This is a genomic window from Streptomyces sp. NPDC098101 (genome assembly GCF_044760185.1).
Classification (GTDB): domain Bacteria; phylum Actinomycetota; class Actinomycetes; order Streptomycetales; family Streptomycetaceae; genus Streptomyces.
In genome coordinates this window covers 116,719-142,660 of record NZ_JBIWAS010000001.1, presented here as the reverse complement: position 1 = coordinate 142,660, position 25,942 = coordinate 116,719, and the positions used below count along the sequence as shown (strand labels likewise).

Below are 25,942 nucleotides of genomic sequence, written 5' to 3'. Positions count from 1 at the left end.
CCGATCACCATCCGTGACGATGGAGCCGTTCAGACGAGCGCACAGGTGCGGGAGGTGGCCGGAGTGACGGACGCAGTGCCGGACGAGGGACAGAGCGGGAGCGAACCGGAGACGGCAGACAGCCTGAAGGCCTTCGGGGAGGTGGTCAAGGCCTTCCGCAAGCGGGCCAGACTGACCCAGGAGACCTTCGCGCCGCGCGTCGGGTACTCCGTGCCGACGGTGGCCTCGATCGAGCAGGGCAGGCGTTTCCCGTCCGACGACTTCGTGGAACAGGCGGAGGTGGTGCTCGACGCGTTCGGGGTGATCCGGGGCACGGCGAAGCACCTGACGCGCAAGCCGGGCCTCGCGAAGTGGTTCCGCCAGTGGGCGAAGCTGGAACTCAAGGCGGTGACGCTCTACACGTACGAGAACCGGCTGGTGCCGGGGTTGCTCCAGACGCCCGCGTATGCCAAGACGCTGTTCGACGACCAGATCCCGGGGCTGGGCGACGACGAGATCGAGTCGAAGCTCGTGGCCCGTGTCGAGCGGATGAAGTTGCTCACCGATCGCCCCCACACGATCTACAGCTTCATCGTCGAGGAGCACGTGCTGCGCCGCCGGACGGGCGGCCCGGAGGTCATGCGCGAGCAGATCGACCACATCATCGACATCGCCGCCCGGCGCAACATCGATGTCCAGATCATGCCGCACTCGCGTGGACACCATGCTGGCCTCAGCGGCCCCTTGTGGCTCCTGGAGACTCCGGAGAACAGGTGGTACGCCTACAGCGAGGGCCAGGAGAACGGCCTCCTCATCTCCGAGACCAAAGTGGTCAGCATCCTCCAGAAGCGGTATGCCAGGATGCGAGCACAGGCTCTTTCCGCAGAGGACTCCATGAGCCTGTTGCAGGAGATCCGAGGAGCACTATGAGCAACACTGACCTGGCCTGGTTCAAGAGCAGCTACAGCAGCGGCAGCGGCGACAACTGCGTAGAAGTCGCCCTGTCCTGGCACAAGTCCAGCTACAGCAGTGGCGGGAGCGGCGACTGCGTAGAGGTCGCCTCCTGCCCCTCCACCGTCCACGTTCGCGACTCCAAGAACGTGACCGGTCCGCAGCTCGCCCTCTCCCCCGCCGCCTGGTCCGCGTTCCTGACCCGGCTGGGCTGAGCGGCATCGCCATGAGCGCGAACCCGGCCGACTACCTCTCCGGCCTCTTCTCCCTCGACGGGCGCACCGCCCTCGTCACGGGAGGAAGTTCCGGTATCGGCCGGGCCATCGCCGGGGCCCTGGCGCGGGCCGGGGCGAAGGTCGTGGTGCTCGCGCGCCAGGAGGCCGGGCTCGTCGCGACCGTGGACGAGCTGACGGCCGACGGCTGCCGGGCGGCCTGGGTGAGCGCGGACCTGAGCACCCGGGAGGGGATCAGGTCCGGGGCCGAGGAGGCGGCGGCCGTGTTCGGGGAGCCGGACATCCTGGTGAACTCGGCCGGCGTCAATCTGCGGCCCCCGCTGGGCGAGCTGGGCGAGGACGTCTGGGACACGACGATGACCGTGAACCTGGAGGCGCCCTTCCTGCTCGGTCAGCGGTTCGGGCCGGGGATGGCCGAGCGCGGCTTCGGGCGGATCGTCCACGTCACCTCGCAGCAGGCGCACCGCGCGTTCGTGCAGAGCGGGGCGTACGGGGTGTCGAAGGGCGGCCTGGAGTCGCTGGCCCGCTCGCAGGCGGAGGCGTGGTCCCCGTACGGGGTCACGGCCAACACGCTCGTGCCCGGGGTCGTCCTGACCCCGCTGAACGAGCGGCTCGCCTCCGACCCCGAGAAGGTCGCCGCGCTGGCCGCCCGGACGCTGATCGGCCGCAACGGGCTCGCGGAGGACTTCGCGGGCGCGGCCGTCTTCCTGGCGAGCACCGCCTCCGCGTACGTCACGGGACACTCCCTCTTCGTGGACGGCGGGCTGTCCGTCCACTGAACCGGTCCGGTCCCGGAGGCCGTCCCTCCGGGCCGCCGGTGATCACTCTGCGCACGCTTACCGGCACGTCGGGTAATAGGAGTAAATCTCCTCCGGGGTGCCGGTTCTTCTGCTGAGATGTACCCCCAGCGGGTAGCGGTACGAGCACAAAGGACGGGAATGCGACGGGGGTTCGGAGAACGGTCGGGCCTGCCCCGCGCACTGGGTCCCCTCCCCCTCGCCCCGCTCGTCCCCGAGTACGACGAGCTGATGTCCCGCCAGATGGCCGCGGGAGTCGACCACTTCGGCGAGGCCCTGGTCGGGAGCGGCGAGTCGCTGTCCTTCGTGGACGGCCTGTTCCTGTGCGCGGGGTCGCGGCGGCGGCACGTCGACGCGGCCCGGCTGCGCGCCCTCGCCGCCGCCGATCCGTCGCGGGCCCCGCTCCTGGAGCTGCTCGCGGACGTCCAGGAACGCGACCCGGCCCTGCTGCGGCGCGTCCTGCTCCACCAGCTGATCCCGCTCCTCCAGGGGGGCGGGAGCCGGGCGTCCTTAGCCGGGGTCGAGCCGTCCGAGACGGCCGTCCTGGCGCAGGCCGTCCGGACCGTGCCCGTCCTCGACGCCCGGCAGCGCAAGGCGGCGGACGCGCTCGGACGGCTCTGGCGGCAGCGGCGGTTACGGGCCGTCGGACGGGCCCTCGACACCCTGGGCACCACCGCGGTCCAGGCGGACCCCGCCCTCACCACCCTCGCCGCCCGGCTCGCCCTGCGCCTCGACCGCTGCGACCGCTCGCTCGCCGCCGCCCGCGCCGCCCGGGACCCGCACACGGCCGGCCGCCACTACCTGGACGCCCTCGGCACGGCCGCCGACGACGACACGGCGACGCGCGGCCTGATCATGCTGGAGCGGCCCCGCCCCCGCGAGGACGCCCTCCTCTCCGTCCGGCTCACCGGCGACCGGGTCCTGCTCTCCTGGCCGGTGCCGGACGGGGCGGGGTCCGGCGGAACGGGGTCCGACGGGACGGGGCGGCGGCTGGTCCGGCTCACCCGGGGCACGGACCGGCCGGCGATCGTGCCGCTGTCCGCCCCCGGTCCCGGGTCCCGGGAGACCGCCGTCGACCCCGACCCCCTACGGGGGACCCTGGTGCGGTACGCGGTGTTCCCGACCCGCGACGGCGTCCCCGACGCCCTCCCGCTCGTGTCGCATCCCCTCCTGATCGCCCCCGACGTCGAGGACCTCGCCGTCACGGACGGGCCCGCGCGGCTCACCGTCCGCTGGACCCGGCCGCCCCGCACCGGACGCGTGACGGTCACCCTCCACGCCGGAACGGCCTCCGCGCCCCCGGGGGACGTCGTCGCGCGGCACGGGGCCGACGCCCGGACGGACACGCACGCCTTCACGGGGCTCGCGCCGGGCCCCTACTCCGTCCGCGTGGTCTGCCACCACCCCTCGCCCCGGGGCGAGGACGTGGAGTCGGCGGGCGTACGGGCCGCGGCGACCGTCCATCCGTGGCCGGAGGCGCTCGCCTCGCTCACCGCCGAGGCGGACCCCGAGGGGGGCGTCCGGTTCACCGGGCGGGGACCGGCCGGCACCGAGGTCCGCCTCGTGGCCTGGGCCGATCCCGCCGGGACACCGCCGCCGGGGACCGGTCTGCGCACCGACGCGCTGCCCGCGCCGCTCCCCTGGGCCGCGTACGGCACCGACCGGCCCGTCGAGCCCCCGTCCGCCTTCTCGGGTCTCGTCGCCGGGGTGACCGTGCTCGGGGAGCGGGCCGTCGTCGGTCCTTCCGTACGGCTCGACGTGCCCGCGCCCGTCACCGGGCTGCGGGCGCTGCGCGAGTCCGACGGGCACGTCAGGCTCGTCTTCGACTGGCCCGCCGACGCCGGTTCGGTCGAGGCCTCGTGGGAGCGGCGGGGGGTCCGGGAGCGCGTCCGGGTCAGCCGCTCCCGCTTCCTCCGGGAGGGCCTGCGGCTGCCCGTCGGCCCGTCCGCCGCCCGGATCGACGTGCGCGCCGCCTCACGGCACGAACCGACGGCGGCCGCGCCGGAGACGGGCGCTCCCGAGGCGGGCGCGTCGGGGCCGGGGGCTTCGGGATCGGGCTCCTCGGGATCGGGTGCTTCGGGATCGGGTGCTTCGAGGCCGGGCGTCTCGGGACCGGGCGTCTCGGGACCGGGTGCTTCGGGATCGGACGCTTCGGGACCGGGCGCCTCGGGTCCGGGTGCGGGCGCGGCGAGTCGTACGGTCGTCGTCCGGCGTGCCCCCGCCTCGGTCGTGCTGCCCGGGGACGTCGTCGTCTCCTACCGGCTGGTGGTCCGCCGCCGGGGCCTCACGCGCAAGGTGGTGTCCGCCGGGGTCGAGGTGACGGTCGCCGGGGCGGACCCCGGCTGCCCCCTCCCCGACTTCGTCCTCGTCCGCCGGGGCGGCGACACGGCCTCCGCCCGCCCCCGGCACCGGGACGACGGCGACGTCCTCGTCCGGCTGACCGGGGCGGACCTGGCGGCCTCGCCGCACACCACCCGCGAACTGTCCCCCGGGCTCCTCCGCCCGCCCTACGCCCTGCGCGCGTTCCTGGCCGGCGAGCACGCCGCCTCCGCGCGGCTCGAAGAACCAGCCCTCTCGACCCTGGTGGTGCGCTGACATGACGACGGTGATCTGCCCGTACTGCTTCGACCGTTCCCAGGCCTCGCGCCTGCCCTACCGCTGTCTGATGTCCCGCACCGGCCTGCGCGGGGGCACCCCCTGCGACCCCGAGCGCGACGACCTGTGGGCCAGCTTCACCGGCTCCGCCGCGCCGCCCGCCGCGTACATGAAGGGACCGGTGTTCCCGCCGCCGCGCAGCCTCGGGCGGCTGCGCGGCGGGGGCGGGCGCGCCGAGTGCCCACACTGCGGGGTGGCCACCCCCGTACGGGTGTGCGCGGCCTGCCACAGCGACCTGCCCAGCGACTACTGCGCCCAGGACAGCCGGATCATCGCGCTGGTCGGCGCCAAGTCGTCCGGCAAGAGCACCTACGTGTCCGTGCTCGTCAACGAGCTGCGGCACCGGGTGGGGCAGGCGTACGGGGCGGCGCTGGCCGCCATGGGCGACGAGAGCCAGAACCGCGACCGCGAGATGGCCGAGGACCTCTACGAACGGCTGCGGCTGCCCGGCACCACCCGGCCCGCCGCGACCGGCTTCAACGACCCGCTGCTCTACCGGCTGAGCCTGCCCCGGCAGGGCCGCCGGGGCACCCGGCACACGGCGCTCGTCTTCTTCGACGCGGCCGGGGAGGACCTCAAGTCGGCCGAGTCGATGGCCCGTTACACCCACTACCTGAGCGCGGCGGACGGCATCATCCTGCTCGTCGACCCCCTCCAGCTGGGGGCGGTGCGGGACGCGCTGCCCGAGGACGGCGGGCCGCCGCTGCCCTCGCGCGAGACCCCGGCCCTCCAGATCGCGGCCGACGTGGCCACCCAGCTGCGGTCCCACCGGCGGAGCGGCTCGCGCGGCCGGGTGGACACCCCGCTCGCCGTCGCCGTCACCAAGACGGACGCGCTGCGCCCGCTGCTCGACCCGCACTCCCCGCTGCTGCGCAACACCCCGCACTCCGGCGGCCGGTTCGACGAGGCCGACCGGATCGCCGTCCACGAGGAGGCCCGGTCCCTCCTGGAGGGCTGGGACTCCGGGGCGCTCTGGCGGCAGCTGGAGCGGGACTTCTCCTCGGTGTCGCTCTTCGGCCTCTCGGCGCTGGGCGCGCCGCCGCCCGCCGACGCCCCCGCCGACGCGCCCAAGTCCGGTCCGCAGCCGGTCCGCGTCGAGGACCCGCTGCTGTGGCTCCTCGGGCTGCGCGGCCTGATCCCGGTCGCCAAGCCGCCGCGCGACGGCGCCCGCAAGGGGGAGTCCGCGGCATGAGCCTGCCCCAGATGCACTACACCTCGGCCCCGCCCGGACCGGACGGCTCCGGCTTCCGGTTCACCGCCGTCACGCCGGGCGTCCCGGCGTCCGTCCTGCGCGAGGCGGAACAGCTCATCGGGTACGAGCCGCCCCGGGACGCCCCGTCGCGCCCCACCCCCGACGACCTCGCGCTGTTTCCCGAGATGTTCAGCCACACCCGGCTCTCCGACGGCAGCGGACTGCTCAGCCGCACCGTGTACACGGGCGCCGACTACAGCGGGCGGTGGGGCAACTTCCACGCGCACGCCGTGCACCTGGCGGCCGGCGAGCGGCTGTCCGGCGACATGCCACCGATCGCCGCGTGGGGCGCGCCCGAGTGGGCGGACCGCACCCCGGAGGACGGGGCGCCGCCGCTCGGCGGCCTCACGCCCCTGCCCCCGCACGCGCTCCGGGCGGAGCTCGCGGCCTTCGCGGCCGACCGGACGCCCTGGCTCGCGGCCGTCCTGGCCGATCTGCGGCGGCTCGCGGAGAGCCCGCACGCCCCGCAGGTCGTCCTGGCCGAGGAGGACACCGGGCGGATCGCGCACTGGGTGATGCTGGCGTGCACCGCGCTGCCCCGGGACTTCGCCCGCGACCTGACGTTCACCACGTACACCCGGCGTCCGCAGCAGGCGCGGCAGCAGTTCGTCGGGGTCCGCCCGGAGGACGTCCGGTCCGTGGCCGGACAGCCGCACCGGTACAGCGTCCACGACTGCTCCGACCCCTCGGCGGCGCCCGCCGTCCCGGCCGACCTCTGGGCGCGCACGGCGGCGGCCGTCCTGACGGCCGGTGCGCTCCCGCTCTTCCGGAAGGCGTGCGAGGCGGCCGGGGAGGAGTACGCGGCGGCGCCGTTCGCGGCGGGTCCGCTGGCCGCGCTCGCGCTGGTGCGGGGCGTCGCCGTCCCCGAGGACGCCCGGACCGAAGCGGCCGCCTGGGTGCGGGCGCACCCCGCCGCCCTCGACGAGCCGACGCTCGCCCGCTTCCTCGAAGCCGTCTGCGAGGCCGTCCCGGGGACGCCCGAACTCCCGTCGGACGCGCTGGCGGGCCTCCTGGACGCGCTGCACGGCACCGTCCCCGCCGCCCTGACGGCCCCGCTCACCGCGCGGCTCGTCGACCGGGCCCTGCGCGGCGGGACGACCGCCCTGCCGCCGCTGCCGCCGGGCGCGCTGCCCGAGCCGTACCGGAGCCGGCTGGCCGCCGAGTCCGGCGAGGAGCTGCGCCGGGCGCTCCGGGACCCGCTCACGCCGCTGGCCCGGGTCACTGAACTGCTGCGAGTGGCCCGACTGCTCGGGGTCAGCCACGACGACTTGGCGGCGCCCTTGGCCGAGCGGATCGGGGACGGTCTGCTCTCCGGGGCCGGGTCCGGTGCCGCTGCGGCGGAGGCCCTGCGGGACGCGTTCGCGGAGCCCGGTCGCCTTCTCGACCTGGTGCTCGTCCACCTCGACGCCCGGGCCGCCGACGACCCGCCGGGGACCGCCCGCGCCCTGCGGGGCGCCCGGCTCCCCCTCCACGGGGTCCGGGCCGTGCCCCACCTCCTGATGTGCGCGGCGGCCGGGTCCGGTGGCGGGTCCGGCGTCCCCGGACACGACCGGAACGGCGAGCTGCACCGGCTGCTCCGGGTCGCCGGGGCCTCCCCCCACGGGGACCCGCTGGCCCTGCGCACGGCGGTCGCCCTGGTCTGGGAGGACCGGGGGCCGACCGCGGCCGAGGCCTCCCTGCTCCTGAGCGAGACCGGGCCCCGGCCGCACGTCGCCGCCGGGACCTGGGACCACCTGGTGACCGCCGCCGTCGAGGCGCCGACCGAGGACGCGGAGGCACCGCTCCTGGCCCGCCAGGTCCTCGCGGCCGCGCCCGAGTCCGTCGGAAGCTCGGTCCTGAACGACCTCAAGCTGCTGTCCCTCGTCCACGACCTGGAGGAGAAGGAGGACGGCAGCGCGCAGGGCGGCTGGACGGCCCGGGTCCGGGCGCTCTCCGACTCCGCGCGCCCCGACGTCCGCAGGCGCGCCGCGGCCGCCCTGGCCCGTCGGCTCCTGAGCCCGGACCGGCCCGCCGACGAACTCGGCGAACTGGCCCGCAGCGACGACCTCGACGTCATCGACGCGTACGCCTCGGCGGCCCGCACGCCCCTCTTCCGCAACGTGCTGCGGTCGGTCCCCCTCCGGACGGCCAACTGCTTCGTCGACTGGAACGCGCACGCCGGAGCGAGCCCCGCGTGGGACCTGACGCGCCGGGCACTCCTCGACGAGGTGCTGCGCCCCGCCGTGCGGGACCTGTCCGACGAGAACGTCCGCAAGGTGGAGGAGCAGCTGTCGCTCCTGGCCATCGGCCGCGTCTACGACTTCCGGGAGTGGAACCGGCCCGCGAGCGCCCTGGTCCGCCTCTTCCGCAGGCGCGGACGTGCCCCGGAGACGCCGTCGTCGGCCTGGCGGGGCGACGTCGAACGGCCCGAGGGGAAGGGGGACCCGCGATGACGGAGGCACGGAAGAGGGGACGGACGACATGACCGGCGACGAACTCACCAGGACCGTCGTCGTCGTACTGCTGGCGTTCTGGGCCGTGACCGGCCTCCTGGTCTGCTGCGCGTACGCCTTCTGGCAGTTCCTCACCACCGCGTGCCGGAGCGCGGCGCGGGCGCTGGGCCCGCTCCAGCCGGGGCGGCCGGACCTCCGGGTCCTCACGATCGGCACGGAACCGGCCCACCCGTCGTACTGGCACGGCCAGGTGTGGATCGACACGACCACGGCGGTGGGACGCTCGTACCGCGCCCTGTGGCAGCGCTGGTGGGGGCACTGGACGCGCACCGTCGCGGCGAGGCTCTTCCGGGGGCGGCGGCCGGGGACGGACCGGCGGGGCAAGAACACGCTGACCCGTCTGACGATGCGGCTCGTGGCGCCGGGCACGGCGGCCGGCGCGACCGTCGCCGCACTGCTCGCCGCCGCACTGCACACGGGCGTCGTCGTCGTGTTCTGCGCGTGCGTCGCCCTCCTCTGGACCGGCTGGATCCTGACCGTGGGCGCCGTACGGGGGGCGGAGCGCGGCTGGCTGCTGCTGCGCCGGGTCCGGACGGTCTGCCCGCACCCCGACTGCCACCGGCCGTTCCCCCGGGCGGCCCACCCCTGCCCGCGGTGCCAGGCGGTCCACACCTCGCTGGTGCCGGGGCGGTACGGAGTGTTCCGGCACACCTGCCGCTGCGGTGGCCGGCTCCCCTCCGCGCTCTTCGCGGGCCGCTCCGGCGTCCCGGCCGAATGCCCGTCCTGCGCACGTCCGCTGCCGCCGTCGGCGGGGACCACCCGCGTGGTCCACGTCCCCCTGATCGGCGGCTCGTCCTCGGGCAAGACGATGCTCCTGGCGGCCGTCGTGGCGGGGCTCCGCTCCTGGGCGGAGCGCGGGAACCTCACCGTGGAGTTCGCCTCGGACGCGGACCAGCGGGACAGCGAGGCGCTCGACCGGGAGATCGACCGGAACGACTGGGCCCTCAAGACGCAGGGCGACCAGCGCGCCTGGATGATCGTGGTGGGCAAGGGGCTGCGCAGACGGCTCCTGTACCTCTACGACCCCATGGGCGAGTCGCTGCACCGGGCCGACCGGGTGCGCGAACAGCAGTACCTCGCCCACGCGGACGGCGTCCTCTTCGTCGTCGACGTCCTGGCCGACCGTACGGTCCGGCGGGCGCTGAGCGGCGCGGACGACACCCTCGCAGGCGAGGCCCGGCCCGCCGCCCAGGGGCCCGTGGACACCTACCAGGGGCTCACCGGCGAGCTGGCCTCGCTCACCGGCGGACGCGGCGACCTGCCCGCGGCCGTGGTGGTCACCAAACGGGACGTGCTGGACCGCGTCGAGGCGCTGCCCGCCGCGGGGGCGCGGGTCGACGACTGGCTCTGCGCCATCGGCCTCGGCGGGCTCGTCCGCGGCTTCACGCACGACTTCGGGGCGGCGGGCTTCTGGGCGGTCAGCGCCTCGGCGGCCACCGGCGACGGGGCCCTGGACAGCGAGCGGCGGCGGGCGGCGGAGCCGGTCCTGTGGCTGCTCGCCCGCACCGGCCTGCGGGTCGGGGACCTGGTCGAGTCGCGGGGGACGGTCCCCCGGCAGCGCGGCCTCGGCGGCACGATCCGCACCGGCGCGAAGGGACAGGGGGTCCGACGGGGATGACGGTGGTGACTCCGCGCGTGGCGCGGGCCCGCAAGGCGCTCACGGCGCTGTTCGCCACGGCGTGCGTCGTGGTCTTCGGGGCGGCCGTGCTCGGCGCCCTGTACGGGCTTCCCGGCCTGGTCGACGAGGTGTGGCGGCTGTGGGAGGAGAGCTGACCCACGCCCCCTCCCCCCTCCCCCGCTCCCTCCGCTCCTCTCCCTGCTCAGTTTCCGCACCATCCGATCCCTACCCACCCTCAGGAGGATGCTCGTGACCGAGATCCCCGGCGGCCCGATGGCGAACCGCCCGGTGCACTTCATCTGGCTGCTCGACTGCTCGTACTCGATGCTCGGCGAGAAGATCGGGCAGCTGAACTACGCGATCCGGGAGGCGATCCCGGAGATGCGCTCGGTGGCGCACGACAACCCGGCCGCGCAACTGCTGCTGCGCACGATCACCTTCTCCACCACCGCCCGCTGGCACCACAAGGACCCCGTCGCGGTGGACGACTTCACCTGGCAGGACGTGCAGCCCGACGGCACGACCAACCTCGGTGAGGCCCTCCAGCTGGTGGCCGGCGAGCTGCGCACCCCTCCGATGCCCGAGCGCGCCCTCAAGCCGGTGATCGCCCTGGTGTCGGACGGCGTGCCCACGGACGACTGGCGCGCGGGCCTCAAGGCGATCGACGCCACCCCGTGGGGGCGCAAGGCGGTGCGGGTCGCCATCGCGATCGGCGCCGACGCCGACCGGAGCGTGCTCCAGGAGTTCCTGGCCAATCCGGAGCTGCGCCCGCTCGACGCCAACAGCCCCAAGCAGCTGGCCGCCGCGATCCGCTGGGCCTCGACGGCCGCGGTCAAGGCGGCCTCGCAGCCGGTGGCCGGTGCGAACGACACCGCCACCAAGCCGGCGCCGTACGCGCCCCCCGTCCTCGCCGACGACGACGAAGACGACGTGTGGTGAGCGCGCTGCCGACCTGGGAGACCTTCCACGAGAGCGTGCGGGGCGTCAACAAGGCGCGGAACCAGGACCGTTGTCTGGTCCGCGGCGCCGGTACGGCCGAGGACCCGCTGATCCTCACCGTGGCGGACGGGCACGGCTCCGCCGCGTATCCGAGGAGCCACGTCGGGGCCCAGTACGCGACGGACCTGTTCGCGCACCGGGCGTTCGAGTTCGCCACCTCCGTGGCCCGGCGCGACCGGGCGGGCTGGCGCGGGCGGCTGCGCGACTACGCCCGGATCGGCCTGCCGGAGCGGCTGGTCCGGGACTGGCAGGGCAAGGTCCTCGGCCACTGGGAGCGGGACCCCACCCCGGACGGGGACCCGGCGTCCCCCGGGGCGATCCTGCGGCTGTACGGGTCGACGCTGATCGGCGCGGTTCTCACGCCGGACCTGTTCGTCGCCTGGCAGCTGGGGGACGGCGAGCTGACCGTGGTGGACGACGACGGGCGGGTCAGGCTGCCGCTGGCCCCCGCGCGGGCCGAACTCGGCGACGAGACGGCCTCCTTGTGCACCCGGAACGCCTGGCAGCTGGTCCGGGTGCACTGGGAGCCGCTGCCCGATCCGGCGCGGGCGCCCCGGCTGCTGGCCCTGTCCACGGACGGCCTGTCGAAGAGCTTCGTCTCGGACGACGGCTTCACCGAGTTCGCGGCCGGGCTCCACCGGCGGCTGGCGGAGCGGGGCCTGCCGGGCACCGCCGAGGACATCCCCCGGTGGCTGGAGGAGGCCTCCCGGCACTCGGGCGACGACACCACCCTGGCGCTCGCCCGGCGGCCCGTCGCCGGGACGGACGGCGACGGCGCTGGAGGGGGTGGCGACGAGACGGCGGGGAGGGCGGCTGACGAGACCGCCGGGAAGGTCGCCGGCGCAACCGCCGAAGAGGCCGCCGGGAAGGCCTCCTCGGGGGAGGCCGTGGGCGGTGCCGCCGGAGAGGGCGTCGCAGAGGGTGGCGCAGAGGGCGTCGCAGAGGACGTCGCAGCGGGTGCCGCAGAGGGCTTCGGCGGAGCCGCGGGCGAAGCCGCCGAGAAGGTCGCGGAGGAGCCGGGGAACAGCCCCCGGGACCCGCGCATCCACGATGAGGAGACAGGACGTCCATGAACGGGATGCTCGACAGTGGGGACTCGCTGACCACGGACGACGGCAGGACGATCGTCGTCGACCGCCTGCTCGGCTCGGGCGGCCAGGGCGAGGTGTACCGGGTCGGACTGCCCGGCGGCGGCGTCAAGGCCCTCAAGTGGTACTACCCGGACAGCGCCACCCCGCAGCAGCGCAGGGTCGTCGAGGACCTGGTGTCCCGGGACTTCGACGACGACAGGTTCCTCTGGCCGACGGCCTTCGTCAGCGCCGGGGACGACCGCTTCGGCTACCTCATGGACGTCCGCCCCGACCGCTTCCGCGGCCTCCCCGAGCTCTTCCGGCGGACGGTGAGCACGTCCTTCCGGGCCCTCCTGACCGCCTGCCTGTACACGGTGGAGGCGTACCAGGCGCTGCACTCCAAGGGGATCGCGTACCGGGACATCTCCTGGGGGAACATCTTCTTCGACCCGACCACCGGCGAGATCCTGGTCTGCGACAACGACAACGCGGTGGTGGAGGGCGACCGGAGCGGGATCTCCGGGACCATGGGGTTCATGGCGCCCGAGCTGGTCCGCGGCGACCCCGGCGCGCAGCCGGGGACGCAGAGCGACCTGCACTCGCTGTCGGTGCTGCTGTTCATGTTCCTGATGAACCACCACCCGCTCAAGGGCGCCCGGGAGCTGGCCATCCACTGCCTGGACGAGAACGCGGAGCGCAAGCTGTACGGCCGCGAGCCGCTGTTCGTCTTCGACCCGCAGTACACGGACAACCGGCCGGACCCCGTCGAGCACTCCACCGTGCTCGCCCTGTGGCCGCTGGTGCCGCCCTCCCTCCAGGCGCTGTTCGTCCAGAACTTCACGGTCGGGCTGCGCGAGCCCTCGGCCCGGGTGCGCGAGTCGCAGTGGCGGGACGCGCTGCGGGCCGTCCGGGACGCCGTGGTGGAGTGCGCGAACTGCGGCCGGGAGAACATGACGGAGCCGGGCTCGACCACCCCGGGGACCTGCTGGAAGGACGGGTGCCGCGCCACCCTCGTCCTGCCGCCCCGCCTGGTGGTGACCACCCCGCCGCCGAGGGCGGAGCGGCACATCATGCTGGGCCGGACCGCCCGGATCCACCTGCACCACCTGAGCCCCGAGCCCTCCCGGCACGACTACTCGGAGGAGAGCCTCGTGGCCGAACTCGTGGAGCACCCGCAGAAGCCGGGGCGCTACGGGCTCGCCAACCGGTCGGCCACGGCCTGGACGGGCACCCGCTCCGACGGCACCACCCAGCAGGTCGTCCCCGGCCAGACGGTGCCGCTGCGGTCCGGGCTCGCCCTGGAACTGGACGGCGGCGCCAGGGCCGAGGTCCGGGCCCGCTAGGGCCTGTCCGGCGGATCAGGGCCTGGCGGACGGGGCTCCTCTCCGGGGGATCACATGCCGACGATTCCGGCGATCCCCTGGACGAGGGCCAGACCGCCGCTGCCGACGGTCACGTAGGGCTCGATGGCGGTGAGCGCGGACCGGATCCGGCCCCGGTCGGCGGGCCGCTGCTCGCGCTCGGCGCTCACGAGTTCGCCGTGCACCGCCTCGGCCTGCTCGACGGCGGCCCGGGCCGCCTCCTCCTCGCGGAGCCAGCGGACGAGCCGGGCCGCCATCGCCACGGCGCTCGCCGCGTCCGTCCCGTACTGGTGGATCTCCACCCGGCCGTTGTCCCCGATGTTGCTTCCGGACACCTGGCCGTGGAAGTTGTACGTGCTCATGGGTTCCCTCCCTCTCAGGACCGGCCCTACGGGGTCGGAGCGCCCTGCTGTCCGCCCGGTCCGTGCTGGTTGACGACGCCGTGGCCGCCGACGTTGCTGCCGTGGATGTCGCCCGAGATGTTGTACGTCTGGGTGCTGATCACCTGGACGGCCTGCTCGTACGAGCTGGTGTCCACGTGGTGGGCCTCCAGGAACCGTTCGGTGGCGGTGAGGACGCCGCCCTGGAGCCGGTGCAGGTAGTCCCGGGAGTCGGAGCGGTCGTTGTGCACCATCCGGTCCCAGGAGGAGACGCTCTCGCGGATGCTCCCGGTTGCCCCGTGGTCGAAGAGGACGTGCCGCTCGGAGATCTCCCTGCGCCACTGGCGGAGTTCGCGGGAGCGGTTGCGGGCGCGGGAGCGCCGCTCGCCGTTGCGGCGCCCGGCGCCGCGCAGGGCGGTCCACCAGGAGCGCCGGGTGGCCCCGAGGAGTTTCCGGGCCCGTTCGAAGCCGCCGAACGGCAGGGCGTCCACGTGGTCGTAGACGGCGTGCAGGGGCGGGATGACGAAGACCAGGACCTCCCAGGAGAGGAGCGGGAGGTGGAGCCGGGCCCGCAGCTGCATGGTCACGATCACCCGGCCGCCGTCGCTGACGCGCTCCAGGCTGAGGAAGGTCCGCATCCCCGCGCCGGGGTTGACCAGGCCGGTGCGCACGAGGTCGGTGTCGATCTGGGCGCGCGGGCGGCCCTGCGGCTCCTCCAGGAGCTCGTCGGCGAGGAGCGGGACGTGGTCGCCGCAGACGTACAGCCGGTTCCTGGCCCGCAGGCCCTCGAGGCCCGCGATCTTCGCCATCTCCTTGGCGACGTAGGTGTGCAGGTCCACCGCGTCGAAGGGGACGATGGCCAGTTTCCGGCCGGGGTTCGCCGGGTCCTCGGCGGGCCGCGAGACGTCGATGGGCTGCCAGACGACGTCCTTGATCCGCTTTCCGCTGCCGACGAAGGGGTCGGTGTGGGCGGCGGCGGCCGCGTACGGCACCACGTTGGCCTTGGCGAGGGACTTCAGCCGCTGCTCGGCCCGCTGTTCGACGGGGTCGGCGAGGGTCTCGGGGCGGGCACCGCCCCAGTACACCTCCTGGGCCGCGCGCCAGGAGGCCGACAGGGCGTCGTGGACGGCCCACCAGGCTCCGGCGAGGCAGCCGACGACGACCGCGCCGCCCGCCCACAGGCCAGGGGCGGCGCCATTCACGAGGCTCCACACCAGCAGGGCGACGCCCGCCCAGAGGGCGAGGAAGAGGACGGAGAGGACGCGGTCGCGGCGCTCGGCCCGGCGGACCGCGGCCCTCGCGTGCCGGGCGAGGGCGATCAGGTGGATCCCCAGGGGGAGCCCGAGCGCCGTCATCCGGTCCGCGGTGAGTTCGGTGTCCATCTCGCGGGCGAAGGCCTCGTCGAGGTGGACGTGTGCGCACAGTTTCCGGGTCACCGCGTCCTTGCGGTAGGTCGGAAGCGTCCGTAACTGTCTGCGTGCCATGCGGTTCTCCCCCTGTGCGTCACCGCACACCCTAGGGAAGAGCGCCCGCCGTGTCCCCCGGATCGGTAGGGAAGCCCCTGCTCTTCGCGGGGTGGGCGGGGTTCGGGAGGGACCGGGTCGGACCGGGTCGGGTCGGGTCGACGTCCCGGAGCCGTCGGGCATGATCTGGGGGAAGGGACGGAGCGGGGGAACCCCTCCGGAACGCCGACGGGGGGACAACGGCATGGAGTGGGGAACGCTGGCCGCCACGCTGGGCGGTGGCCTGATCGCGATCGCGGGTACGGTCCTCGCCGACCGGCTGCGCACCCGTCAGGAACACCGGCGCGGCCTCCGGGAGCGCCGCCGGGAGGTCTACGCGGAGTTCATCGCGGCGGCGGGCGCGGCCCACACGGAGCTGCGCCGGCTCGCGCAGGACGGGGCCGGGGCGGCCGGTCTGGAGGCGGCGAGCCGCGCGGCGCTGACGGACGCCCGGGTCTACGAGGTGCGCGAGCGCCTCTTCCTCGACGCCAGCGCGCGGATCGCGGGCACGGGCCAGACCATGTTCGAGCGGCTGCGCGCCCTCCGGAGGACGGTCGCGGCGGGCGCCGGCGTCTCGGCCTCCGCGTTCCACGACGTCTACCACCCCTATCTGGACGCCGTCTGGGCCTACCGTGAGGCCGTCCGCGCCGAGTTGGAGGGCCCCGCGCTCGTCCCGTCCGACTTCGGCTGGTCCGCGTGGGACGGCCGCGAGCGCTGCCCGCACTGCGCGGGCGGGGCGGGCGGGACGGGTGCGCTGCCCGGGGGGGGCGGGTGCCTGAGGGGCGGGTACCCCTCCCCGGCCACGCCCGGCGGGGCGACGTCCCCTAGGGCGTTCTCCGGGGGTCGTTCCGGGGTTCCGGGCCGGTTCGGACGCCGTATGCGGGAAAGGAAATCTACGGCTCGTGGCCCCGATCCCCGGAGGAGACCGTCGATGACGTCCGGCAGCGTGACAGAGCGGACCGACGCGTGGTGGAAGTCCGCGGTCGTCTACCAGATCTACCCCCGCAGCTTCGCCGACTCCGACGGCGACGGCATCGGTGACCTGGACGGCGTCACCGGCCGTCTGGACCACCTCGCGGACCTCGGCGTGGACGTGGTGTGGCTCTCGCCCGTCTATCCGTCGCCGCAGGACGACAACGGCTACGACATCAGCGACTACCAGGACATCGACCCCGTCTTCGGCGACCTGGCGGCCTTCGACCGCCTCCTCGCGGCGGTGCACGGGCGCGGCATGAAGCTGATCATGGACCTGGTCGTCAACCACACCTCCGACGAGCACCCGTGGTTCCGGGAGTCGCGCGACCCCGACGGCCCCAAGCGCGACTGGTACTGGTGGCGCCCGCCGCGCGACGGCCGCGAGCCCAACAACTGGGGCTCGTTCTTCTCGGGCCCGGCCTGGACGCGCGACCCCGCGAGCGGCGCGTACTACCTCCACCTGTTCTCCCCGAAGCAGCCCGACCTCAACTGGGAGAACCCGGAGGTGCGGCGGGCCGTGCACGCGATGATGCGGTGGTGGCTGGAGCGGGGCGTGGACGGCTTCCGGATGGACGTCGTCAACCTCGTCTCCAAGGACCCGGCGCTGCCCGACGGGGTGCCGCGCGGCGACGGCCCGTACGGCGACGGGTCGCCCTCCTACGTCTGCGGGCCGCGCGTCCACGAGTACCTCCGGGAGATGCACCGGGAGGTGATGGCCCGGTACCCCGGGCGGCTGCTGACCGTCGGGGAGATGCCCGGCGTGACCGTCGAGCAGGCCCGGCTGTTCACCGACCCGGACCGCGCCGAGCTCGACATGGTGTTCCAGTTCGAGCACGTCGGACTCGACCACGGCGCCCACAAGTTCGACCCTCGGCCGCTGCGGCTGACCGACCTGAAGGCGTCCCTGGGCCGCTGGCAGACCGGCCTCGCGGACGTCGGCTGGAACAGCCTGTACTGGAACAACCACGACCAGCCCCGCGTGGTCTCCCGCTTCGGCGACGACGGCCCCAGCCACCGCACCCGGTCCGCGACCATGCTGGCCACGGTGCTGCACCTGCACCGGGGCACTCCCTACGTCTACCAGGGGGAGGAGCTGGGCATGGCCAACGCGCCCCTGCGGACCATCGAGGACTTCCGGGACATCGAGTCCCTGAACCACTACGCGCAGGCGCTGGAGGCGGGGGCGAAGCCCGAGGAGGTCCTGCCGGGGCTGCGCGCGATGGGCCGGGACAACGCCCGCACGCCCATGCAGTGGGACGCCTCCCCGCAGGCCGGCTTCACCACGGGCACGCCCTGGCTCCCGGTCAATCCGGACCACACCGAGGTCAACGCCGCCGCCGCGTACGCGGATCCGGATTCCGTCTACCACCACTACCGGCGGCTCATCGCCCTGCGCCACGACGAACCGGCCGTCGTGCACGGCGACTTCACGATGCTGCTGCCCGAGGACGAGCGCGTGTACGCCTTCACCCGCCACCACGGGGGGACGACGCTGCTCGTCGTCGGCAACTTCACGGGCGACACGGTGGCCGTTGACCTCCCCGGCTGGGAGGACGCCGAACTCGTCCTGGGCAACGGGCCGTCCGCACCGGCGGAGGACGGGCGGACGGTCCTCGCGCCCTGGGAGGCGAGGGTGCACCGCCGGGTCGCACGGGGCGCGGGGGACCCGATCGGCGCGGGCCGCACCGCCGATGATCCGCGCCTCCCCGGGTAGGCGCGGCCCATGACCGTCTACGGATTCCACGCCTCGCACGAACAGGTGCCCCCGGCCGACCTGCTGGCCGCGGCCGTCCGCGCGGAGGAGGCCGGTTTCGGCGCCGCCATGTGCTCGGACCACTTCTCGCCCTGGAGCGTCCGGCAGGGCGAGTCCGGCTTCGCGTGGTCCTGGCTGGGCGCCGCCCTCCAGGCCACCGACCGCATCCCCTTCGGCGTCGTCAACGCGCCGGGGCAGCGCTACCACCCGGCGATCGTCGCCCAGGCCGTCGGCACCCTCGCCGCCATGTACCCGGGCCGCTTCTGGGCGGCCCTGGGCAGCGGCGAGGCGTCCAACGAGCACATCACCGGGGACCGCTGGCCGCGCAAGGACGTGCGCAACGCGCGGCTGCGCGAGTGCGTCGACGTCATCCGGGCGCTGCTGCGCGGCGAGGAGGTGAGCCACGACGGCCTGGTCACCGTGGACCGGGCGCGGCTGTGGACCCGCCCCGAGACCGTGCCGCCGCTGATCGGCGCCGCGTGCAGCGAGGCCACCGCGGCCTGGTGCGCGGAGTGGGCCGACGGGCTCATCACGGTCAACGCCCCGCACGAGCGGCTGCGCCGGATCGTGGACGCCTACCGCTCCGCCGGCGGCGCCGGTCCGCTCCGCCTCCAGGTCCACCTGAGCTGGGACCCCGACCCGGACACCGCCCTCGCCGTCGCCCACGACCAGTGGCGCACCAACGTGCACGGACCGCCCGTGAGCTGGGACCTGGACACGGCCGAGCTGTTCGACGGCGTCAGCGAGCACGTCACGCCCGAGCGGGTCGCGCGGGCGGTGAACGTCTCGGCGGACCTCGGGCAGCACGCGGCCTGGCTCCAGGAGTACGCCGACCTCGGCTTCGACACGGTCATGCTGCACCACGTGGGCCGCGAACAGAGCGCGTTCCTCGACGCGTTCGGCGACAAGGTGCTGCCCCGGCTCGACGCGGCCCCGGCGGGTCCCGCGGTCGTGGAGGGCGCCCGATGAGACTGACCAGGACCTCCGACCTGTGGTGGAAGAACGCGGTCGTGTACTGCCTGGACGTGGAGACGTACCAGGACGGCGACGGGGACGGGACCGGCGACTTCGCGGGCCTGACCCAGCGGATCGACCACCTCGTCCGCCTCGGCGTCACCTGCGTCTGGCTGATGCCGTTCTATCCGACCCGGGAGCGGGACGACGGCTACGACATCACCGACTTCTACGCCGTCGACCCGCGCCTGGGCACCCTCGGGGACTTCACGGAGTTCGTGCGGACCGCCCGCGACCGGGGCATCCGGGTCATCGCCGACCTGGTCGTCAACCACACCTCCGACCAGCACCCGTGGTTCCGCGAGGCCCGCTCCAGCCGCACGGCCGCGCGCCGCGACTGGTACGTCTGGTGCGACGAGCCGCCCGAGGACGGGCCCAGCGGCATCGTCTTCCCCGACGCCGAGAAGAGCCTCTGGGAGTACGACGAGAAGACCGGGCAGTACTACCTGCACCGCTTCTACCGGGAGCAGCCCGATCTCAACGTGGCCAATCCCGCCGTGCGCGACGAGATAGCCCGCATCATGGGCTTCTGGACGCAGCTCGGGCTGTCCGGCTTCCGCGTCGACGCGGTCCCGTTCCTCCTGGAGACCGACGGCCAGGAGGACGCCGACGCGCTGCCCGACCCGCACGAGTACCTGGCCGACCTGCGGGCCTTCCTCGGCCGCCGCAACGGCGAGGCGGTCCTCCTCGGCGAGGTCAACCTGCCCTATCCCGACACCCTGCGGTTCTTCGGGGACCCGGAGTCCGAGCGGGGCGACGAGCTGACCATGTGCTTCGACTTCATCGGGATGCAGAAGATGTACCTGTCCTTCGCCCGGGGCGAGGCGGGACCGCTGGCCTCGGCGCTGCGGGAGCGGCCGGAGGCCCCGCGCGACGGGCACTGGGCGACCTTCGTCCGCAACCACGACGAGCTGACGCTCGACAAGCTCGACGAGGACGAGCGCGCCGAGGTGTTCGCGGCCTTCGGCCCGGACGAGGACATGCGGCTGTACGGCCGGGGGCTGCGCCGCAGGCTGCCGCCCATGGTCGGCGGCGACCGCCGCCGGGTGGAGCTGGCCTACAGCCTGCTGTTCACCCTGCCCGGGACGCCCGTCCTCTTCTACGGCGAGGAGATCGGGATGGGCGAGAACCTCGCCGCGGAGGGCCGGCAGGCCGTCCGCACCCCCATGCAGTGGACGGCGGAGGAGGGCGCCGGGTTCTCCACCGCCCCGGCGGGCGACTTCCCCAACCCGATGACCGGGGGCGCGTACGGGCCGGGCCGGGTGAACGTGCGGGACCAGGCGCACGATCCCGATTCGCTGTTCACGCGCGTACGGACGCTGATCGAGCGGTACCGCGAGGCCCCCGAGCTCGCCTGGGGCCGTACCGAGGTGCTCGACGTGGACGACCCCGGCGTCCTGGCCCACCTCGCCTCGCTGCCCGAAGGGGCCGTCCTGGCCGTGCACAACCTCTCGGCCCGGCAGACCCGCGCGACCGCCACCGTGCCCGGTCTGGAGGGCGGCCGCACGCTCACCGACGTGTTCACCGGGGACACCGTGGAGGCGTCGGCCGGCGGCCGCGTCGGCGTCGCCCTGGCGCCGTACGGCTACCGCTGGCTCCGGGTGGACACCCCGCTGGACGATCCGGAGCGCACGACCCGCGTCTGACCGGGCCGCGTCCGGACGCCTCCGCGCGGGGTGCGGCCCGGTCGTGCGGTCTACGCGCCGGGGCGGCGGCCGGTGGTGGAGGCGAAGCCGAGCCAGGTGTGGCGGTTGTTCCACCAGCACCAGCCGATCTTGGGGGCGTCGCGCCGCTCGCGGCCGTCCCGGCCGGTGCCGTTGCTGATCCAGATGGCCGGGGTGCGGGCGTCCCAGGAGCCGTTGGCCTTGCGCAGCCGGGAGCCGATGGTCATGAAGCAGTGGTTGCGGACGAGGACGTCCGGGGTCTGGAGCACCCAGTGCATTCCCTCGGTGAGGAGCATGGGGGTGCGGCCCTCGCCGGTGAGGGCGGGAAGGGCCTCGTCGGGGCTCCAGTTGGACATGCGGTCGCCGCGGTCGGCGCCGTCGACGAGGTAGAGGGGGCCGTCGGGCAGCTCGACGCCCGTCGGGGCGAAGAGGTCGACGTCGGGCATGTCGGTGACGACGAAGCCGGGCCGCTCGGCGTGGCGCAGCAGCGGGGCGAGCGCCGAGGCGGGCAGGGTGCCGGGGTGGACGGCGAGCAGGGAGCCCTCCGTACCGCCGTCGGCCTTCGCCGCGAAGGAGCGCACCTCGTCGGCGCTCAGCCCGGCGAGCTCGGGCACGCCCAGGTCGATCAGCCGGTCCGCCTGGGCGTCGAGGGACGGCAGCGGGGGCGGAAGCGGAATGGTGTCGGGCACGTGGAATCCGTTTCGTGGTCGGGAACGGGACGGAGGGGCCGGGTCAGGGCGCGACGACCGTGCTGTAGATCAGGTACCGGTGGTCGGAGAGGTTGGCCGTGCCGGCCGGGGCCTTGGGCTCCACTTCGCACCAGCGGCCGGGAAGGCTGCCGAACAGGTAGTCGATCTTGACGTTGCTGTCGTGCGTGGGGCGTCCGTTCCGCGGCTTGGTGGTGCCCGGCAGGCCGGCCTGCTCGCATTCGGCGTACCCGGGCTGTCCCGTGCCGGTGGAGTACAGCTCGGCGGGCTTCCAGACCTTGGCGGAGGACGGTCCGGCGTCGGGCGGCTGGGTGTTGAAGTCGCCGCCGAAGACGACCTGCGGATGGTCGTCGACGACGTCCTTCACGGCGAGCATGTGGTCGTCGCGGTAGTCGAGGCCGGGGAAGTCGTCGTCGGACTGGCTGCGCGGGAGGTGGGCGTTGCAGAGCCGGACCCCGAAGTAGGCGGCGGTGGCGCACTGGAACGGCGGGACCAGCTGGGTGCTCGCCCGGATCATCGGGTACTGGACCGGGTCCTCCAGACCCGCCTTGACCACGATGGCGGTGCCGACGTCGTCGTCCGGGTCCGCGGGCCGGCTGGTGCCCGGCTCGGTCGCGCACGGACTGACCGTCAGGACGCCCTTCTGCGACCAGTGGTACGGGGTGAAGTGGGCGCTCCAGGCGGGGCCGAGCTGTCCGAGCAGTTCCTTCAGCGTGCTCTGGCAGACCTCCTGGAGCAGCATGGCCTGCACGTACTTCTCGGTGACCTGCCGCTTGAGCAGGGCGACCTTCTCGGCCGTCCGGCGCTCCGTGCAGCCGCCCCAGCGGACGACGTCGCACACGTTCCAGCTGAGCACCTGGAGGTTCGTGCCCGCCGGTGGCGGCGGAACGGCGGCCACGCTGCCGCTCGGGCCGATACCGAGGACCATCAGGACGACCCCGGCCGCGGCGGCCCCTGATCTGCGCATGTCGCTGCTCCCCCTTGGACCGGCTCCGGGGGGCGCGCGGCGGCGTCGATCTCGACGCCCGTCCGGCCCTCGCTCCCCCGTGACCCCGGTGATCGCGTTCGATCATACGGTCGAAACGATCACCGGGCCGGGGATATGTCACGTCCTCGGCGGAAGCCCGCGCGCCACCGGCGGCGGCTCAGCCCTCGCGGGGCTCCAGCCGCAGGGAGATCGAGTTGATGCAGTACCGCTGGTCCGTCGGGGTCGGGTAGCCCTCGCCCGCGAAGACGTGGCCCAGGTGGGAGCCGCAGCGGGAGCAGCGGACCTCGGTGCGGACCATGCCGTGGGAGCGGTCCTCGATCAGTTCGACCGCGTCGGAGTCCTTCGGGTCGTAGAAGGACGGCCAGCCGCAGTGCGAGGAGAACTTCTCGTTCGAGGTGAACAGCTCCGCGCCGCACGCCCGGCAGGAGTAGACGCCCCGGGTGGTGGTGTCGGTGTACTCACCGCGGAAGGCGGGCTCGGTGCCCGCCTGGCGCAGCACCTGGTACTCCGCCGGGGTCAGCTCCGCACGCCACTGCTCGTCCGGCTTCTCGACGTCGTACGCCATGGGCTCGCTCCCTCTGCTTCGCGCTACTTCGACAGGTGGTCCAGGATGCGCGGGCCGAGGTCCGTGACGTCGCCCGCTCCCATGGTGAGAACGAGATCGCCGGGGCCGGCCATTCCCTCCACGATCTCCGGCACGGCGCCCTTGTTGTGGACGGGCGTCACGTCGGCGCCGGCCCTGCGGGCGGCCTCGACGATCAGCTCGCTGGTGACGCCCGGGATCGGGTCCTCGCGGGCCGGGTAGATGTCGAGGACGACGGAGGCGTCCGCGAGGGCCAGCGCGTCCCCCATCTCCTTCCCCAGCTCCTGGGTGCGGGAGAAGAGGTGCGGCTGGAAGACGACGAGGAGGCGGGAGTCCCCGGCGGCGCCCCGCATGGCCTCCAGGTCGGCGGTCATCTCGGTGGGGTGGTGCGCGTACGAGTCGATGACCTGCACGCCCTTCGCCTCGCCCTTGAGCTGGAGGCGGCGGCCGACGCCGGTGTAGGCGGTGAGGGCCTGCGCCAGCTCGGCCGGGTCGATGCCGACGCGGGCGCCGGCGGCGAGCGCGGCGGCGGCGTTGTGGGCGTAGTGGCGGCCGGGGACCGAGACGGTGAAGGTGTGCTCGGTGCCGTCGAGGGCGACGGTCACCTCGCTCTTCATGCCGTTCGGGACGATCTTCAGGATGCGGGCGTCGGAGTCCTCGGACTCGCCGACCGTGACGATCCGCAGGCCCTCGCGGTCCGCGACCCGGCGGGCCAGCTCGCGGGCGCCGGCGTGCTCGCCGACGACGAGGGTGCCGCCGGGGCGGATCTTGGCGGTGAAGGCCTCGAAGGACTCGTAGATCTCGTCCATGGAGGCGTAGTTCGCGTGGTGGTCCAGCTCGACGTTGAGGACGATCGCGACCTCGGGGTCGTACTTCTGGAAGCTGCGGTCGCTCTCGTCGGCCTCGGCGACGAAGACCTCGCCGTCGCCGTGCAGCGCGTTGGTGCCGGGGCCCGCCAGGTCGCCGCCGATGGCGTACGAGGGGTCGAGGCCGAGGTGGGTGAGGGCGACGGCCAGCATGGAGGTGGTCGTGGTCTTGCCGTGCGTCCCGGCGACCGCGATCGCGCGCAGGCCGTCCATGAGGGAGGCGAGCGCGTCGGAGCGGTGCACGACGGGGATGCCGAGCTCGGCGGCGCGGGCCAGCTCGGGGTTGTCGGCGCGGATGGCGCTGGAGACGACGACGGCGGAGGCGTCGTCGGCCAGGTGCTCGGTCGCGTGGCCGATGTGCACGGTGACGCCGAGGGCGCGCAGGGCCTCGGCGGTCGCGGACTCCTTGGCGTCGCTGCCCGCGACCTTGGCGCCGCGCTGGGCGAGGATCTTCGCGATGCCCGACATCCCGGCACCGCCGATGCCGATGAAGTGCGGCCGTTCCATGGCGGCGGGAATGGCGGGTGCCATGCGGATCTCTCCCAGGGGTACGTCGTTGGGTGTTGTTGGGTGCTTCTTTGGGTGTAAGCCCCAGCCTAGTGGCTCATCTCATGCGTGCCCGGCGAGGCGCAACGAAGCAGGTCGGGCCCGCGCCCCCTGCACGGAGCGCGGGCCCGGCCGTCACCGTGCGGTCACTCGCTGTGCGCGAAGAGCTTCAGGACGGGGACGCCGACCTTGTGGCGGGCCCGGGAGGCCCAGTCGCGGTGGAAGAACTCCTCCACGTAGTGCGGTGCGGTGAGGACGATCACCTCGTCCGCCTCCGCCTCGTCGACGACCGCCTTCATCCGGTCGAGCGGGTGGTCCTCGACGACCTGGCCGACCGCCTCGCAGCCGGCGTCTCTCAGCGCCCGGAGCGAGTGCTCCAGGGCCTGCTCGGCGGGGGGCCTGGCCTCCCTGCCCTCCGGCTCCTCCCCCTCGCGGGCCGCTTCCTTCAGTTCGCCCATGGCCACGTCGTCGATGGCGCGCAGCAGTACATCGGCCTGGTCACCGCGCGGCTGCATCAGAACGATGAAGGACGCGCCCTCGTCGCCGTGCAGCGTGGTGACGAATTCCACGTCGACGGACGTCAGGGGCTTCTCGATCATCAGAACGCTTGTGAACACTTCGGGAGCCCTTCTGCGGAAACCATCCTTCCCCGTGTTCGCACGGGGTCTGCGACAGTAAGTGTGCCCAGCGGACGGTAAGCGGAACGATGAATTCCGCGATTGTCAGATCCGAAGGTAGCGGGTGAAGAGGAAGCCGTCCCGCTCCAGGACGGAAGCCACCTGGAAGCGTGTCGGGACGGCCACCGGGGGGCCTCCGGCGATCCGCTGGGCGTCGCCCGCCGTCATCGTGGGCGAGATCGTCAGGCACAGCTCGTCGAGGACCTCCGCCGCCACGAACTGGCCGAGCAGCCGGGGCCCGCCCTCGGTGAGCTGGCGGCGCAGACCGCGCTCCGCCAGCGCCGCCAGGGCGCGGGCGGGGTCCACCCGGGGCCCGTCGCCCGCGAACAGCACCTCGGCCCCCGCCTTCCGGGCCGCCCCGACCCGCTCCGGGGGCGCCCCGGTCCCGGTGAGGACCAGGGTCGGCACCAGCGGCTCCGTGAAGAGCGGAAGCGAGAAGTCCAGGTCGAGCGAGGCGCTGACCACGGCGATCACCGGGGCCGGGCCCTGTCCGGCGGCGGCCCGGCGGGCGGCGAAGGCCTCCCGGGCCCGGGCGGGGCGGTACCCCTCCAGGCGTACCGTTTCCGCACCCACCACGATCACGTCGGCGAGCCCCCGCAGGGTGCCGAAGATCCTCATGTCGGTCTCGGAGGAGAGCGGCTGGGAGCGGCCCCCGTGCTGGCCGGCGCCGTCGAGCGAGGAGACCATGTTGGCCCGCAGCCAGGACCCGTCGCCCTCCGGATAGGCGTAGGCGTCGGCGAGCGCGTCGAGGGACCACTCGCCGCCCCCCGGCCCGGTCCCGCGAGCGGGTGCGGCGGGCGCGGCCGGCCCGGCCGATTCGGCTGTCATGTCCGTCACAGGGAACAGGCGTCGCATTCTGGCAGTCTGACACGGCGCTTAC

General features: G+C 74.2%; 22 protein-coding genes. 14 read left to right on the top strand and 8 right to left on the bottom strand.

Annotated elements, in window-relative coordinates:
* Window positions 1-63: 63 nt before the first annotated feature.
* From ACIQVI_RS00610 to ACIQVI_RS00560, 11 genes are all read left to right on the top strand, one after another.
* A complete protein-coding gene (locus ACIQVI_RS00610) occupies window positions 64-909 on the top strand; it encodes a Scr1 family TA system antitoxin-like transcriptional regulator (RefSeq protein WP_403589586.1) in 846 nt (281 codons plus the stop codon).
* A complete protein-coding gene (locus ACIQVI_RS00605; RefSeq protein ID WP_403589584.1) occupies window positions 906-1,145 on the top strand; it encodes a DUF397 domain-containing protein in 240 nt (79 codons plus the stop codon). Before ACIQVI_RS00610 ends, ACIQVI_RS00605 begins: the two co-directional genes overlap by 4 nt.
* 11 nt (window positions 1,146-1,156) lie before the next feature.
* On the top strand, window positions 1,157-1,942 hold the full coding sequence (locus ACIQVI_RS00600) for an SDR family NAD(P)-dependent oxidoreductase (protein ID WP_403589582.1): 786 nt from the start codon (window positions 1,157-1,159) through the stop codon (window positions 1,940-1,942).
* A gap of 159 nt (window positions 1,943-2,101) precedes the next feature.
* Entirely contained in the window at window positions 2,102-4,555 is a 2,454-nt protein-coding gene (locus ACIQVI_RS00595; RefSeq protein WP_403589580.1) for a hypothetical protein, read from the top strand.
* 1 nt (window position 4,556) lies between these two features.
* A complete protein-coding gene (locus ACIQVI_RS00590) occupies window positions 4,557-5,807 on the top strand; it encodes a hypothetical protein (protein ID WP_403589578.1) in 1,251 nt (416 codons plus the stop codon).
* Window positions 5,804-8,299, top strand: coding sequence for a GTPase-associated protein 1-related protein (locus ACIQVI_RS00585; protein WP_403589576.1), 2,496 nt, complete (start codon window positions 5,804-5,806; stop codon window positions 8,297-8,299). The genes ACIQVI_RS00590 and ACIQVI_RS00585 overlap by 4 nt, the downstream gene beginning before the upstream one ends.
* Window positions 8,300-8,327: 28 nt before the next feature.
* Window positions 8,328-9,977: a hypothetical protein gene (locus ACIQVI_RS00580; RefSeq protein ID WP_403589574.1), complete on the top strand. Its 1,650-nt coding sequence runs from the start codon at window positions 8,328-8,330 to the stop codon at window positions 9,975-9,977.
* Window positions 9,974-10,132 carry a hypothetical protein gene (locus ACIQVI_RS00575; protein ID WP_351969704.1) on the top strand — a complete coding sequence of 53 codons (159 nt, stop codon included), beginning with the start codon at window positions 9,974-9,976 and terminating at the stop codon, window positions 10,130-10,132. Before ACIQVI_RS00580 ends, ACIQVI_RS00575 begins: the two co-directional genes overlap by 4 nt.
* A gap of 118 nt (window positions 10,133-10,250) precedes the next feature.
* Window positions 10,251-10,916 carry a tellurium resistance protein gene (locus ACIQVI_RS00570; RefSeq protein ID WP_351969738.1) on the top strand — a complete coding sequence of 222 codons (666 nt, stop codon included), beginning with the start codon at window positions 10,251-10,253 and terminating at the stop codon, window positions 10,914-10,916.
* Window positions 10,913-12,049, top strand: coding sequence for a PP2C family serine/threonine-protein phosphatase (locus tag ACIQVI_RS00565; protein WP_403589572.1), 1,137 nt, complete (start codon window positions 10,913-10,915; stop codon window positions 12,047-12,049). The genes ACIQVI_RS00570 and ACIQVI_RS00565 overlap by 4 nt, the downstream gene beginning before the upstream one ends.
* The gene (locus tag ACIQVI_RS00560) at window positions 12,046-13,389 is read left to right on the top strand and encodes a protein kinase (protein WP_403589570.1); all 1,344 of its coding nucleotides are present in this window, start codon (window positions 12,046-12,048) and stop codon (window positions 13,387-13,389) included. The genes ACIQVI_RS00565 and ACIQVI_RS00560 overlap by 4 nt, the downstream gene beginning before the upstream one ends.
* Before the next feature lie 50 nt (window positions 13,390-13,439).
* On the opposite strand, the gene ACIQVI_RS00555 is transcribed toward ACIQVI_RS00560, so the two are convergent.
* A complete protein-coding gene (locus ACIQVI_RS00555) occupies window positions 13,440-13,769 on the bottom strand; it encodes a hypothetical protein (protein WP_351969707.1) in 330 nt (109 codons plus the stop codon).
* 26 nt (window positions 13,770-13,795) lie between these two features.
* Entirely contained in the window at window positions 13,796-15,271 is a 1,476-nt protein-coding gene (locus tag ACIQVI_RS00550; RefSeq protein WP_403589568.1) for a hypothetical protein, read from the bottom strand.
* Window positions 15,272-15,494: 223 nt separating this feature from the next.
* On the opposite strand from ACIQVI_RS00550, the gene ACIQVI_RS00545 reads away from it, so the two are divergent.
* The 3 genes from ACIQVI_RS00545 to ACIQVI_RS00535 are packed head-to-tail and all read left to right on the top strand — an operon-like array spanning window position 15,495 to window position 20,677.
* The gene (locus tag ACIQVI_RS00545; RefSeq protein WP_403589566.1) at window positions 15,495-17,978 is read left to right on the top strand and encodes an alpha-glucosidase; all 2,484 of its coding nucleotides are present in this window, start codon (window positions 15,495-15,497) and stop codon (window positions 17,976-17,978) included.
* A gap of 9 nt (window positions 17,979-17,987) precedes the next feature.
* Window positions 17,988-18,986 carry a TIGR03885 family FMN-dependent LLM class oxidoreductase gene (locus ACIQVI_RS00540; protein WP_403589565.1) on the top strand — a complete coding sequence of 333 codons (999 nt, stop codon included), beginning with the start codon at window positions 17,988-17,990 and terminating at the stop codon, window positions 18,984-18,986.
* Window positions 18,983-20,677, top strand: coding sequence for an alpha-amylase family protein (locus ACIQVI_RS00535; RefSeq protein WP_403589563.1), 1,695 nt, complete (start codon window positions 18,983-18,985; stop codon window positions 20,675-20,677). The genes ACIQVI_RS00540 and ACIQVI_RS00535 overlap by 4 nt, the downstream gene beginning before the upstream one ends.
* A 50-nt stretch (window positions 20,678-20,727) precedes the next feature.
* On the opposite strand, the gene ACIQVI_RS00530 is transcribed toward ACIQVI_RS00535, so the two are convergent.
* The 6 genes from ACIQVI_RS00530 to ACIQVI_RS00505 all read right to left on the bottom strand — a co-directional run bounded on the left by ACIQVI_RS00530 (window position 20,728) and on the right by ACIQVI_RS00505 (window position 25,917).
* A complete protein-coding gene (locus ACIQVI_RS00530; RefSeq protein WP_403589562.1) occupies window positions 20,728-21,384 on the bottom strand; it encodes a DUF5701 family protein in 657 nt (218 codons plus the stop codon).
* A gap of 43 nt (window positions 21,385-21,427) precedes the next feature.
* On the bottom strand, window positions 21,428-22,369 hold the full coding sequence (locus ACIQVI_RS00525) for an endonuclease/exonuclease/phosphatase family protein (RefSeq protein ID WP_403589560.1): 942 nt from the start codon (window positions 22,367-22,369) through the stop codon (window positions 21,428-21,430).
* Window positions 22,370-22,547: 178 nt separating this feature from the next.
* Window positions 22,548-22,955 (bottom strand): peptide-methionine (R)-S-oxide reductase MsrB, encoded by a 408-nt coding sequence (gene msrB / locus ACIQVI_RS00520; RefSeq protein WP_121831270.1) that lies wholly within the window; start codon window positions 22,953-22,955, stop codon window positions 22,548-22,550.
* 23 nt (window positions 22,956-22,978) lie between these two features.
* Window positions 22,979-24,370: a UDP-N-acetylmuramate--L-alanine ligase gene (gene murC / locus ACIQVI_RS00515; protein WP_351972885.1), complete on the bottom strand. Its 1,392-nt coding sequence runs from the start codon at window positions 24,368-24,370 to the stop codon at window positions 22,979-22,981.
* A 161-nt stretch (window positions 24,371-24,531) separates the two neighbouring features.
* Window positions 24,532-25,002 (bottom strand): indole-3-glycerol phosphate synthase, encoded by a 471-nt coding sequence (locus tag ACIQVI_RS00510; RefSeq protein ID WP_351972886.1) that lies wholly within the window; start codon window positions 25,000-25,002, stop codon window positions 24,532-24,534.
* 105 nt (window positions 25,003-25,107) lie between these two features.
* On the bottom strand, window positions 25,108-25,917 hold the full coding sequence (locus ACIQVI_RS00505) for a pyrimidine reductase family protein (RefSeq protein WP_403589557.1): 810 nt from the start codon (window positions 25,915-25,917) through the stop codon (window positions 25,108-25,110).
* Window positions 25,918-25,942: the final 25 nt, after the last annotated feature.